The sequence below is a fragment of the Pantoea sp. B550 genome, assembly GCF_024158165.1.
In the GTDB taxonomy this organism is placed as follows: Bacteria; Pseudomonadota; Gammaproteobacteria; order Enterobacterales; family Enterobacteriaceae; genus Pantoea; species Pantoea alfalfae.
The window spans coordinates 2542691-2554733 of sequence record NZ_JAMYXI010000003.1 but is presented as its reverse complement, the minus strand read 5'-3'; the positions used below and the strand labels follow the sequence as shown (position 1 = coordinate 2554733).

Annotated in this window: 10 protein-coding genes; 6 read left to right on the top strand and 4 right to left on the bottom strand. The window is 55.2% G+C overall.

Annotation, left to right across the window (positions count from 1 at the left end):
- Positions 1 to 82: 82 nt before the first annotated feature.
- The gene (locus NIM72_RS14865; RefSeq protein WP_253420999.1) at positions 83 to 1471 is read right to left on the bottom strand and encodes an MFS transporter; all 1389 of its coding nucleotides are present in this window, start codon (positions 1469 to 1471) and stop codon (positions 83 to 85) included.
- Between the two features lie 580 nt (positions 1472 to 2051).
- Here NIM72_RS14865 and NIM72_RS14860 point away from each other — a divergent pair.
- Positions 2052 to 2606, top strand: a complete 555-nt coding sequence (locus NIM72_RS14860; RefSeq protein WP_161735962.1) for a histidine phosphatase family protein — start codon at positions 2052 to 2054, stop codon at positions 2604 to 2606.
- Here the strand turns inward: NIM72_RS14860 and NIM72_RS14855 are convergent.
- Positions 2588 to 3553, bottom strand: a complete 966-nt coding sequence (locus NIM72_RS14855) for a WD40 repeat domain-containing protein (protein WP_253420996.1) — start codon at positions 3551 to 3553, stop codon at positions 2588 to 2590. The two genes, NIM72_RS14860 and NIM72_RS14855, sit on opposite strands and share 19 nt — an antisense overlap.
- A gap of 502 nt (positions 3554 to 4055) precedes the next feature.
- Between NIM72_RS14855 and NIM72_RS14850 the strand changes: the two genes are divergently transcribed.
- Positions 4056 to 5069 (top strand): glycosyltransferase family 32 protein, encoded by a 1014-nt coding sequence (locus tag NIM72_RS14850; RefSeq protein WP_253420993.1) that lies wholly within the window; start codon positions 4056 to 4058, stop codon positions 5067 to 5069.
- On the opposite strand, the gene NIM72_RS14845 is transcribed toward NIM72_RS14850, so the two are convergent.
- On the bottom strand, positions 5046 to 5963 hold the full coding sequence (locus tag NIM72_RS14845; RefSeq protein ID WP_222924610.1) for a LysR family transcriptional regulator: 918 nt from the start codon (positions 5961 to 5963) through the stop codon (positions 5046 to 5048). The genes NIM72_RS14850 and NIM72_RS14845 overlap by 24 nt on opposite strands.
- A gap of 102 nt (positions 5964 to 6065) precedes the next feature.
- On the opposite strand from NIM72_RS14845, the gene NIM72_RS14840 reads away from it, so the two are divergent.
- The 3 genes from NIM72_RS14840 to NIM72_RS14830 all read left to right on the top strand — a co-directional run bounded on the left by NIM72_RS14840 (position 6066) and on the right by NIM72_RS14830 (position 9763).
- On the top strand, positions 6066 to 6455 hold the full coding sequence (locus tag NIM72_RS14840; RefSeq protein ID WP_098051578.1) for a tautomerase family protein: 390 nt from the start codon (positions 6066 to 6068) through the stop codon (positions 6453 to 6455).
- 210 nt (positions 6456 to 6665) lie between these two features.
- On the top strand, positions 6666 to 8957 hold the full coding sequence (gene opgB / locus NIM72_RS14835; RefSeq protein WP_161735957.1) for a phosphatidylglycerol--membrane-oligosaccharide glycerophosphotransferase: 2292 nt from the start codon (positions 6666 to 6668) through the stop codon (positions 8955 to 8957).
- A 218-nt stretch (positions 8958 to 9175) separates the two neighbouring features.
- Entirely contained in the window at positions 9176 to 9763 is a 588-nt protein-coding gene (locus tag NIM72_RS14830; protein WP_253420990.1) for a hypothetical protein, read from the top strand.
- 16 nt (positions 9764 to 9779) lie between these two features.
- On the opposite strand, the gene NIM72_RS14825 is transcribed toward NIM72_RS14830, so the two are convergent.
- Positions 9780 to 10493, bottom strand: coding sequence for a GNAT family N-acetyltransferase (locus NIM72_RS14825; protein WP_253420988.1), 714 nt, complete (start codon positions 10491 to 10493; stop codon positions 9780 to 9782).
- 99 nt (positions 10494 to 10592) lie between these two features.
- Between NIM72_RS14825 and NIM72_RS14820 the strand changes: the two genes are divergently transcribed.
- Positions 10593 to 12041 (top strand): PLP-dependent aminotransferase family protein, encoded by a 1449-nt coding sequence (locus NIM72_RS14820; RefSeq protein WP_253420986.1) that lies wholly within the window; start codon positions 10593 to 10595, stop codon positions 12039 to 12041.
- Positions 12042 to 12043: the final 2 nt, after the last annotated feature.

The window sequence follows — 12043 nt, the reverse complement described above, 5'->3', positions numbered from 1 at the left end:
GTTCCTCCATAAAAAAAACAGGCCGCTTTACACGGCCTGCTGTTTATCGCTCTCCCATGGCAGATGGCACCCTCAGGCAAATCTAGATGGCATCTTCAGGCAGATTGAGATTCCGCCCTCGCGTCTCAGGAGCGACAAAGGTGGTAAAGAATCCAATGGCGGCCATTGCAGAGAAGTAGACCGCAATCGGCCACCAGTGACCGGTATAAGAGAGCATAGCAGCGGCAATAAGCGGTGCCGTGCCGCCGGATAAAATCGAGCCAAGCTCTTTGGCCACCGCCATTTTAGTGTAGCGATGATGAACACCGAACATTTCCACGCCCCATGCAGCCTGCACACCAAAGATACCCAGTGACGCCAGTGCCATACCGACCACGATAACCGGGATAACCAGCATCGGTTCACGCGTGTCCAGCAGCGTAAAGGCAGGCCAGGCGTAGATCATCAGTAACAGACAGAAGACGCGATACACCACCCGGCGACCAAAACGGTCGGAGAGCCAGCCTGCAAAAGGAATAATCAGGAAGCCCAGCAGTGAGGCAAGGAACACGGCCGTTGTCGGCACGGACTTATCCACCATCAGTACCTTCGCGACGTAACCGACGATAAAGCCCTGCGCCAGATAGGACGGGCCATTTTCCCCGATACGCAGGCCAACCATGGTCCAGAAGGCACGTGTACGCTGGAAGAACGGTCGCTGATCCACTACCGGCGCCGCCAGTACGCCTGCACGTTCCGCTTCGATCTCCGCTTTTCTGCGCTCAAACACCGGCGTTTCACGCAGATGACGTCGAATCCACAGCGCAACCAGGGCAATCAAGGCACTGCTGAGAAAGGGAATACGCCAGCCCCACTCCAGCAGGCTCTGCTGATCCATCTGCACCACCAGCAGCCAGACCAGTGAGGCCAGTAGCGTGCCGCTGTTGGAGCCCAGTGCGATCACGGAAGAAACCAGTCCGCGACGCTCTGTCGGCGAATACTCACCCAACATCACCGTGCCGCCCGATAACTCTGCGCCCGCGCCGAAACCCTGGGTAAAGCGAAGCAGCACCAGACAGGCCGGAGCCCAGACGCCAATCGCGGCATAGCTCGGTATTAAGCCGATAAAGGTGGTGGAAGCGCCCATCAGAATGATGGTGGAGATCATCACCACCTTACGGCCTTTGCGGTCGCCGAGCCAGCCGAAAAAAAGCGCGCCGATAGGCCGGGCAATAAACCCGACGGACCAGGTCGCAAAGCTGGAGAGCAGTGCCATCGCGGGAGTCGATTCCGGAAAGAAGACGTCGCCAAAGATGATACCGGCAGCCAGGCCGTAGAGTGCGAAATCCGCGTACTCCATTGCCGTTCCGAGCCAGCATGAGAAAGTGGCGCGCCAGAAATCTTTTCGGCCTGAAGAAGTGTTAAACCGCTCGTCGGCGGCTGAGGTGGAAGACAGTGATGCCTGCTGCTTAACGGAATTGTGTGCCGTCATAACCCTATCCCTGAATGAGTATGCAGATTGATAAACGCCCGTCCATGGGTCGATTCCCTGATGAAAGCGGAATTCCCCCGGTGGCGACGTTCAGTTGACTAACCATGATGAAAGGTTAAAGGATTCCCTGGTGTTGGAATCTTGTTCTTCGCCCCGTTTCGCCGATGTATTTTTCACCGGTCGCTTAAACTGAGCGAATGTAACTTAACAATCAATGGAGCCTACTATGCATCGCACCGTGAGCAATCACTGGGGACCTAGTGTATCTACGCGCGTAGATAAATCAAGGCACCCCGACGAAATTTGTTAGTAAAACTTCACTATCACATTGCGTCATCGCACATTTTCAGCGCAAATTCAGCCAGTTAACTCCACCATATCGCACAATAAAAAATCACTCTGCACGGTAAGTTAGCATTTTCTCTAATCATTGAGCGTTATAAGCGAGGCTAAAATCCTTTCATCGGGTTCTGTTGTCGCACACCCTGATTACCTGCAGATGACACTTCGTCTTTATTCTGAAAAATCTCTGCAAGCGCAGACAATGCGTTACCCTGAAAAAAAGCCTGACAGAGGTGTTATGACTATTATTCTGATGCGACACGGTAAACCTGACCACCAGGCCGCGGGTCGTCAGAGCGTGCAGACACTTGCAGACTGGTGCGAAGCTTACGATCAGTCCGGAGTCAGTGACGGGCCGCCACCGCGCAGTATTGAGATCGCCCGTCAGGCCGCGATTATTGTCTGCAGTCCTCTGCCCCGCGCACAATCCTCTCTGAGCCAGCTTGGCCTGCAGCCTCATGAGATTGATGCGCTCTACAGCGAAGTCGCCGTACCGCTGCTGCGGACGGGGGCCTTTCAGCTGCCAACGATCTGCTGGCTGGCCTTACTGCGGCTGTTGTGGTTCTGCGGTTATGCGGGTGAAGCGGAGTCGCTGCAACATGCGCGCAGCCGCGCCTCGGCGGCGGCAGAGAAGCTGATAGGACACTCACAGCGTGGCACAGTGTTGCTGCTGGGCCACGGCATCATGAACAAGATGATTGCGCGCGAATTACGTAAACGCGGCTGGCAGGCAGAAAAACATGCCAGCAGCCGCCACTGGAGTTCCGCGATCTATCACCGTCCGTTTATCTGACCAATCGGAAAATAGCCCAGCACCTCACAGCCTGTTCCGACACGCGGCGTGGCAATCACTTTACCCTGCGCCAGATCGATCACGCTCAGCGTGCCATCATCCTGATTAGCAATCAGCAGCTGTTGCCTGTCTGGCGTGAAGCAGCCATCCATCGGCATGTTGCCCACGCTGATATCGCCCAGCGGATTCAGCAGGTCGTCAAACAGCGTTACCAGTGGTTCCTGATCGCCAATCGCCACCAGCTGTTCGCCATCGGCGCTGAAGCGAACCACCTGGCAGGGCTGCTGATGACCTGGCAGCGTAATGCGCTGGCGAATACGGTGGCTCTGTCGGTCGATCACATAAAGTAACGGCGCATCCGCGGCGCTGGCGACCAGATAAGGGTGTTTTGGTGAGGCGGCGATGCCCGCAATCGGACCCGGCAGCAGAATCGTATCGATGACCCGTCCCTCTGCTTCACAGAGATCCACGACGGTGATGGTCGCATCCTCTTCGTTATCGGTGAACAGTTTGCGGCCGCTGGGTGACAGCGTCAGGCGATGCGCGTTGTGAGAAGGAATCGGGATGATCTTTTCCACTTTGTCGGTCTGCGGATCGATCACGGCTACAGCGGCGCTCTGCTCACAGCAGAGATAGACTTTGCCATCACGGCCCAGTTGCCCACTGTGTGGGGCACGCAACGGCGACAGATCGATAAAGCCGCTGATCTCGCGACGCTGCAAATCAATGATCGCCACTTTGTGACCCGGATGCGGGTTATTGCCATGAACGCCGTCACCATAGATGGGCACATACGCTTTGCCCCAGGGGGCCAGCATCAGGAGTTCATGCGGCCGCGGTGGAAAAGCGTTCAGCTCGCGCTCGACCGCGAAGGTTTCCGGATTAAGAAACAGGACGCGATTACCCTGCTTATCAACCGCCAGTAAACCATAGGATTCACTCTGCATGCGCGCTCCTTTCTCAGTAAGTTCTTCTTAAGCGTAGACAATCCTCTTCAGGCTGTACGATTCCGGGAATTGTTAAGCCGGGCTTACGCTACACGTTAAGCGCAATATTCACTGATCCTGATGTCCGGGCCCTGAGAAAACCCAAAAGCTCAGCATAATATTCAGATATTCTTTAGTTATGTGTTCAGACACATTTAAATAACTGATTAACCATGCCGATATTATTATTCCAATAGGATGACCGGATGATTTCCGTATTATCCTAAAGTCAAAAAAAGACATAGCTAATGTGTAAATAATGTTTTATTAAAAAGGTGCAGTGCAATTAAAAAGCCGTGAGGAAACTATCGCGCGCTCCCGCACTGCGTCGCCACCAGGGAAAACTATTCATTAATTCCCGCATTCATCGGGATGAGCCATTATTCAATGCCGTCCGCTCACGCCTCAGGCGTAACGGCCAGAGCCTGAACTATCGCGGGAAAATAAAAATAACAGGTGTACCATGACTTCACATCGCCAACGTTCAGCGCATAAAATCTGGCGTAACTGGAAAAGAATATCGTTCAGTAGCCAGATGTTATGGAATAAGAAACAACAGAGCCTCTGTCAGGCACCGGAATATGATCCAGGACAGGAAGATAATGTCGTATTGATCGCTCAGCAGAAAGATCTGCCTGAGATTCCAAAGATTGTCTGGATGGTCTGGCATAACGATCAGCTGCCGGCGTCAATGGCGCTGAATATCAGTAAAATCCGGCGGGACAATCCTGATCACCAGGTTTATCTGGTTACGCAGCGCACCCTGTCGCAGTGGCTGCCCGAACTCAGCTTTATCTCTTCCGATCTGACGCTGGCACATAAAAGTGAAATCATCCGGCTTGAGCTGATTCACCGCTATGGCGGTATCGGTATCGACTGCAGCACCCTGCTGTTTGAGAATCTCGCCTGGGTACACCGCGTTCACAAGACGCGGCCAATGGATCTCATCGGCTACTATCGCGAGCAATCAACGCTGAACCTGCTTGCGCCGGTCACCGAGAGCTGGTTCATTGCCGCGCCGCCGCAAAATGCCTTCATTCGCGAATGGCTGAAACAGCTGGCACCGGTTAAAAACGTCGGTATCCGCAACTATTTCCATGAGCTTAAAAAGCGGGATGATTTTCCGCTGATTGTGCAAAATGTAGATAATCCGTCACGTCAGCTCCTGTCACTGGCGCAGCAGATCGCGATGCGCGAATACCGGCGAGCCAATCTTTATCTGCGTAAAGGGGAAGCCAGCGCCTGGTACTATCAGCGCCTGCATGCCGACAGCAGCACCGCCTTTGCGCAGTCGGTGATGTTTCAGCAGCGGCCAGAGACGCCACCACCGATTATCAAATTAACCGGCAACGAGCGACTGCATCTCGACTTCAATCTGCGGCTGGGTTTGTATAACCGCAGCAGCCTGATTGGCGAGATGATGGACACCCCATCACCTGCGCTGGCATTGCCATCAACGGTCAAAACGCGCGCGTAGCCAGTGCGTAAAGGTGGTGACTGCGCGGGGCACCTGCGCCGCCCAGGGTCGGACGATCCACAGGCGGGCGGCAAAGGCTTCAACCGGCTGCCACTCAGATAACACCTGCTGCAATGAGCCCGCGGCCAGCGCTTCACGGGCGCTGAAGTCGGGCAGCATCGCGATTCCCAGTCCCTGCAGAGCGGCATCGCGTATCGACTCACTGTTGTTGGTGGCAAAACTGCCCTGAATCCGGACCTGCACCTCTTCGCCATCCGCTGCGGTAGCAAACCGCCAGCGCGGTGATTCAACACCACGCGGATAGTAAAGACAGTTATGCTGCACCAGATCCTGCGGCGTGTTCGGTATACCCTGTTCGTTAAGATAGGCGGGTGAGGCCACCAGTACTGTCTGCGTATCACACAGCGGCAGCGCCACATGGGTTTCCGGCAGCGTGTCACTGTGCCGGATTGCCAGATCAAATCCCTCACTGCTCAGCGACACAATGCGATCCGTCACATCCAGCTGCAGACGCACCTGCGGATAGTCACGCAGAAACTCACCAATAATCGGCACCAGTTGCTGTCGGGCAAACGCCACCGGCGCGGTAATACGCACCAGACCACGCACTGGCCCGGCGGTATCGCGCACGCTGAAAAAACTCTGTTCGATGCGGGCAAAAGGCTCGCGCAACTCCTCCACCAGCTTCTCACCCGCCGATGTCAGCCGCACGCTGCGTGTGGTGCGCTGTACCAGCAGTACACCGGCTATCTGCTCCAGCTCTTTGATTTTCTGACTCATCGCCGCTTTGCTGACGTCCAGCCGCTCTGCCGCGCGGGTAAAGCTGCCCTGCTCAGCCAGTACGGTCAGCCAGTGAAGATGATCCCATAGCGTATCCGTTTTCATCTCTTTCATTGCGATTGTTCGTTATATTGAATAATCATTTCAGGCTACGCGCTTTTTCCCGCCGGATAAAGAAGTCACCATAGGTGCATTAATCACGATGAGGAGTTCACTATGCCACTACTGCAATTCGATGTTATTCAGGGTCGTTCAGAATCAGAGCTGCGTACACTGCTGGATGCAGCGCACCGTGCCGTGCTGACAGCTTTTAACGTGCCTGAACGCGATCGTTATCAGATTGTTCAGGAAAACAAGCGCTATCAGATGGTGTTTCAGGATACCGGCCTGGGATTCAGCCGCAGCGATAATCTGGTGATGGTGCGGGTTTATACCAGCCCACGCAGCCGTGAACAGAAGCAGCATTTTATGGCGGAGCTGGCGCGTGAGCTGCGTGAGCACTGTGGCGTGCAGGGCAACGATTTAATGATCAGCTTTATCACCAACGACAAAGGTGACTGGAGTTTTGCCGACGGCGAAGCGCAATACCTCACCGGCAAACTCTGAAAAACGTCCTGACTTCTGCTCTGCTGACGGTGCGCCAGCCACCGTCACGCCTGAAAACCTCTCTTCTTAACCAATCTGCTCTACACCGCACAAATCGGGCCGGATATGTTGCAGCCGGATGACAGCCAATATAGATTGTCGAAAAACCATCCCCCGAAGGTGGCCGGTTGCGTGAAGCCTCGTGCAACCCTGTAGAGAGAGGATTTACCGTTGTCCGAATTGGTCTCCGTCGTGCTGTTTCTGGCCGCTATTGCAATCTATTCCTGTAAAGCCGGGCGTAACAAATTCTGGTTTATTCTAGTTCTTATCCTGCTGGTGCTTTTCGTTGTGCTGAACGCCACCCTGTATGCCAGCAACTATTTTACCGGAGACGGCATCAACGATGCGGTGCTCTATACCCTGACCAATAGCCTGACCGGCGCGGGTGTCAGTAAGTATGTGGTGCCCGCGATTGGGCTGATTATTGTGCTGTTCCTGCTGTTCTGCCTGCTGTCGTGGATTCTGCGTCGGCGTAAGCGTCCGCATCACATGGGCTGGTCGCTGCTGGCGGCCGCCTGCGCACTCGGCTCAGTGCAGACTACCCCGGCCTTTCGTCAGGTTGCGACGCTCATCGTGTCGCATACCCAGATGGCCGATTCTGACTTCGACAACTTTTATAAAGTGCCGCGTAATCGCATTGAACAGCCGCGCCTCAACGTGGTTTACATCTATGGTGAAAGCTTAGAGCGCACCTATTTCGACCCCATCGCCTTTCCCGGCCTGGCGCCTGAGCTGAGCCGGCAGAAAGAGCAGAGTATCGACTTCAGCGAAACCGAACAGTTACCCGGCACCGACTACACCATTGCAGGTATGGTCGCCTCACAGTGCGGCATTCCGCTGTTTGCGCCGTTTGACGGCAATGCGTCGGCGTCGCTCTCCAGCTTCTATCCGCAAAACGTCTGTCTGGGCGACATCCTGAAAAACTCCGGCTACCAGAACTGGTTTATTCAGGGTGCCGATCTCCGTTTTGCCGGTAAAGATGTCTTCCTGAAATCGCACGGTTTCGACCCTGAAAATCTTTATGGTTCGCAGGAGCTGAAAAGCCGCGTTGCCGATCCTGCTTACCGCAATAACTGGGGTTATTACGACGATACGGTGCTGGACGAAGTCTTTGAAAAATACCAGGAACTCTCCCAGGCCGGTAAACCTTTTGCGCTGTTTACGCTGACCGTCGATACGCATCACCCGGACGGGTTTATCTCACGCAGTTGCGATCGCAGAAGCTACAGCATTGCAGGCAAACCGAATCAGTCCTTCAGTGCGGTCGCCTGCTCGCAGGAACATGTGGCGCGACTGATTGCGCGCATCAAAGCGTCGCCGTGGTTTAAAAATACCGTGATTGTGGTGAGCTCCGATCATCTGGCCATGAATAATACGGCGCATCCGTGGCTGGTCAAACAACCTCGTCGTAATCTATTCATGGTGATCCGGGGTGATAAACCGCAGGCGGAACTGATGGAAGCGAAGCGCAGCACACTGGATAATGGCGCAACGCTGCTGGATATTCTCGGCGGCGATAACGCGATTGGCCTGGGCCGCAGCAGCCTTTCTTCTCTTTCACTTTCCACCCAGTTCGACGATATGAAGAGTAAGGTGGCGAGCTGGAAACCTGACATTATTCAGCTCTGGAATTTCCCGAAGAAGATAGACAACTTCACGGTGGATCAGGCGAAGAATACGTTCAGCTTCTCAGGCACCACCTTTAAACTGCCGATTCTGTTCCGCATCAGCGATAAGCATGTGGAGCCGATGCCGGAAGGGGAATATTCGGCCCCGCTGCGCTATCAGCTGGCCGATTTCGCCTCAGCCGATAAATTTCTCTGGGTGGATCGCTGTTTTAAAATGGCACGACTCTGGCAGCCTTCGCTGGCCCTCTCCGGCGATCTCTGTGTGGCGATGGGGCAGCTTGGCGGCACGCCAACCGTGACGCATGTCGACAAACCGCAATGGAAAGGCAAAGTGCAGTTTCCGGACGGCGTTGTCAGCGAGGCACGTTACCAGCAGAACCTGGCGCAGATCCGGATTGAAGATAACAACATTCGCTATAGCGCTGACAGCTTCCGGCTCGACGTGCCTGGCGCGCCAGAAACGGTTAAAAGCTTCAGCGGCATCTCACGGCCAGAGAGCTGGGGGCGCTGGTCAAACGCCAATCTCGCGCCAGAAGTGCATATCGATTATGTCGATGCGCTCCCGGCTAAGTTTGATCTGGTCATTACCGCACGTGCATATGGCCCCAACGCACACCGCGCGATCCCGGTTCGGGTTGGCGATCAGCAGCAACTGCTGTCGCTGGGCGAAGAGGTATCGACGCATACTCTGCATTTCGACAACCCAAACGCCAGCCATCAGCTGGTGATTGCGCCACCGGAACCGCAGCTGAGTAACATCGGCAATATCACCGGCCAGGATCCGCGCAAACTGGGCATCGGTATGGTTGAAATTAAAATCGTACCACAGCCATAACGCCGTTTTTTCCCCTTCCGCCTCTGCGGTAATCCGCAGAGGCACCTCATACTGTCATCGGCTCTCTGTTGCGAACCAGCCCATACTTCGCTGCACGTTACCTTTTGAACTAATTGATATTTTTCGGCATGGCGCGCAAAATACAACCAGCTGAGTAGGGATACGCTTTGTGCCTGTCATGATGCGGTTATCGCTGGAGTACACAGGGAGGTGTCGTGATGACAAGCACAATGATGAGTACCCATAAAGCCTTTAAAGCGCTGCAACAGGCAGGGATCGACGATCAGCAAGCGGAGGCGATGGTGGAGGTGTTTAACGATATGCAGCAGAGGCCGCCAGGCGCACAGGTCGGGAAGCAACTCGGTCAGATTCAGACCAAAACCAATCATATTGACGTCCGGATCGGCCAGCTTCAGACAAAAGCCGACCAGACAGACGATCGGATCGGTAACCTCACGACCAAAATCGACCAGATGGACGATCGACTCGGCAAACTTACGGCCAAAGTTGATCAGATAGATGAGCGGCTTGGTCAGCTCACAACAAAAGTACATCAGATAGACGAGCGGCTTGGCCATGTTGAAAGAAAAACAGACAAACTGGCCATCCGTTTTAATCAGTCAGAAGGCAAAGTGGATAAGCTGGATGTCGCTCTCAGTGAAATGAATTTCCGATTAACTTCGGCTGTCGACAGCCTGAGAAATGACGTTGTGACCCTGACCACCGATATGCGCTGGATCAAACGGTTGTCTATCCTGATGACCACCACCCTGCTGGCGGCGGTCCTGAAAGATTGTGTAATGTGATCCCGTTATCGCCCGGTCAGGGTCTGTCGCGAAGCGCCTCCAGCTTTTCGCGCTGCTGACCCTCGGCGGTAAAGTTATCCTCCGCCAGCCAGCGCTTCAGGCCCTTTTTCACCTGCGGCCATTCGCTGTCGATCATCGAAAACCAGCTGGTGTCACGCGAACGCCCTTTGTAGACGATTGCCTGACGGAACTCGCCTTCATACCGGAAGCCCAGCCGTGCCGCCGCCTTACGCGACGGGGCATTACAGCTGTCGCATTTCCATTCATAACGACGATAACCCAGCGTCTCAAATGCGTAACGCATCAGCAGGAAATGCGCCTCCGTTGCCATGCGGGTCTGCTTCAGCCGGGCCGAAAACATGACATGCCCGACTTCCATCACGCCATATTCAGGCTGGATGCGCATTAACGACAGGCTCCCCACCGCCTGGTCGGTGGCGAGATCGATCACAGCAAAATGCAGCGGATCGCGGCTCACTTCAAGCTGTGCGGCATACGCCTGCCATGCCTGGCGTTCGGTAAAGGGACCGGCTGGCAGGTAAGTCCAGTCGCGTCCATCCTCAGCCATCTCCCAGGCCTCAGACAGTGCATCACCATGCCGTGCTGCACTGAACGGCTCCAGCCGACACGACTCGCCGGTGAAAACCTGATGCTGGGGCAAAGGACGGGGTTGCCAGTCTGGTAAAGGCTGACCGACCGGCTGACCGAATTGATTCAGGTGTTGTGACATATCGCCTCCCGGCTACAGATGATATCTGCAGATTGCCACTATCATGGTGGGTTAAAAAGTACCACAATCATGAAAAATGATGGATCCACGGAGCAGGTCATGAAGCCAGAGATCCCAGATTTGCTGCTGGCTCCATTGATACCAGCAGCAGGGACCACACTGCAGCAGCAACTTTATCGGCGGATAAAACAGGGCATTTTGCAGGGTCAGCTTGCTGCCGGAACGATGTTACCGTCCACGCGTCAGCTGGCACCTGAGCTAAAGGTTTCACGGAATACGGTGCTTAACGTCTGGACACAGCTACAGGCAGAGGGCTATCTGATGAGCGATCGGCAAGGCAGCCGCATCAGCCCGCTGGCTTTACCTGCCGTACAGACGGATGACGATACGTTAGCCAGCTGGCCGCTGGCAAAACGAATTGATCTCTTTCACCACAGCAGGGAAATGGACAGCGGCGCATTGCCCCTGCGTCCCGGTATCCCCGCTCTGACCCATTTCCCGCTGGCTGCATGGCGCCGGACGCTGAATCAGATATTGAGTCACACGCCACCGCAGCTACTCGGCTATGGCGATCCATTTGGCGATCCCGAACTGCGTGATGTACTGGCGCAGCAGTTGCGTCTCACGCGTGGTGTACGTTGTGATGCCGGACAGATTGTGATTACCGAAGGTGTGCAGCAGGCGCTAACGTTGTGCGTCGCCCTGTTAAGCAATCCTGGCGACCATGGCTGGATTGAAGAGCCCGGCTATCGCGGTGCCAAAGCCGCTCTGCAGGCCGGGGAGCTTAACGTTGTCCCGATCCCCATCGATCAGCAGGGTCTTGCCCCCGAGCCGATACACTGGGAACGGACTCCGCCCCGTCTGATTTATACAACGCCTACCCATCAGTATCCCACCGGCGCGGTAATGAGCGCGGCCCGGCGTCTGGCGCTGATTGCTGCTGCGCAGCAGCACCAGGCCTGGATTATTGAAGATGATTATGATGGCGACTTCCATTACCACGGCGAGCCTGTCATGGCGATGCAGGGCATGACCGATAATGCCCCGGTTATCTATCTTGGTTCTTTCAGCAAGACGTTGTTCCCTGCGCTGCGCATCGGTTTTATGGTACTGCCCGCCCCGCTGGTCAGTCGACTGCGACCAGCGCTTCATCAGCTACTGCGCGGCGGAAACCGTCTGGAGCAGCAGGCACTGACGCATTTTATTCTCAGTGGTGATTATCGCCGCCATCTCGGTAAAATGCGTCGTCTCTATCGTCAGCGACAGGCATGGCTGCGAACCGAACTGCAGCGCGCTGCGGGTCAGTCGATTCCGCTGCTGGGCGGTAACAGCGGTATGCATCTGGTGCTGCCACTCGATCCTCATCGGGATGACGTCGCTATCACCCGCAAACTGCTCCAGGCGGGATACGCACCCATGGCTCTCTCGACCTTCTATCTGCAGGAACGGGTGCAGCAGGGGCTGGTTATTGGCTATGGCAACTGCAGCGACACGCAAATTACCGCAGCTACGCGCCAGCTAAGTCGCCTGCTCAGCTGGCCCGGATAACC

Bases quoted from the DNA above. Each gene is read 5' to 3' on its own strand.
- NIM72_RS14865 (WP_253420999.1), bottom strand. From the start codon at position 1,471: ATGACGGCACACAATTCCGTTAAGCAGCAGGCATCACTGTCTTCCACC.
- NIM72_RS14860 (WP_161735962.1), top strand. From the start codon at position 2,052: ATGACTATTATTCTGATGCGACACGGTAAACCTGACCACCAGGCCGCG.
- NIM72_RS14855 (WP_253420996.1), bottom strand. From the start codon at position 3,553: ATGCAGAGTGAATCCTATGGTTTACTGGCGGTTGATAAGCAGGGTAAT.
- NIM72_RS14850 (WP_253420993.1), top strand. From the start codon at position 4,056: ATGACTTCACATCGCCAACGTTCAGCGCATAAAATCTGGCGTAACTGG.
- NIM72_RS14845 (WP_222924610.1), bottom strand. From the start codon at position 5,963: ATGAAAGAGATGAAAACGGATACGCTATGGGATCATCTTCACTGGCTG.
- NIM72_RS14840 (WP_098051578.1), top strand. From the start codon at position 6,066: ATGCCACTACTGCAATTCGATGTTATTCAGGGTCGTTCAGAATCAGAG.
- NIM72_RS14830 (WP_253420990.1), top strand. From the start codon at position 9,176: ATGACAAGCACAATGATGAGTACCCATAAAGCCTTTAAAGCGCTGCAA.
- NIM72_RS14825 (WP_253420988.1), bottom strand. From the start codon at position 10,493: ATGTCACAACACCTGAATCAATTCGGTCAGCCGGTCGGTCAGCCTTTA.
- NIM72_RS14820 (WP_253420986.1), top strand. From the start codon at position 10,593: ATGAAGCCAGAGATCCCAGATTTGCTGCTGGCTCCATTGATACCAGCA.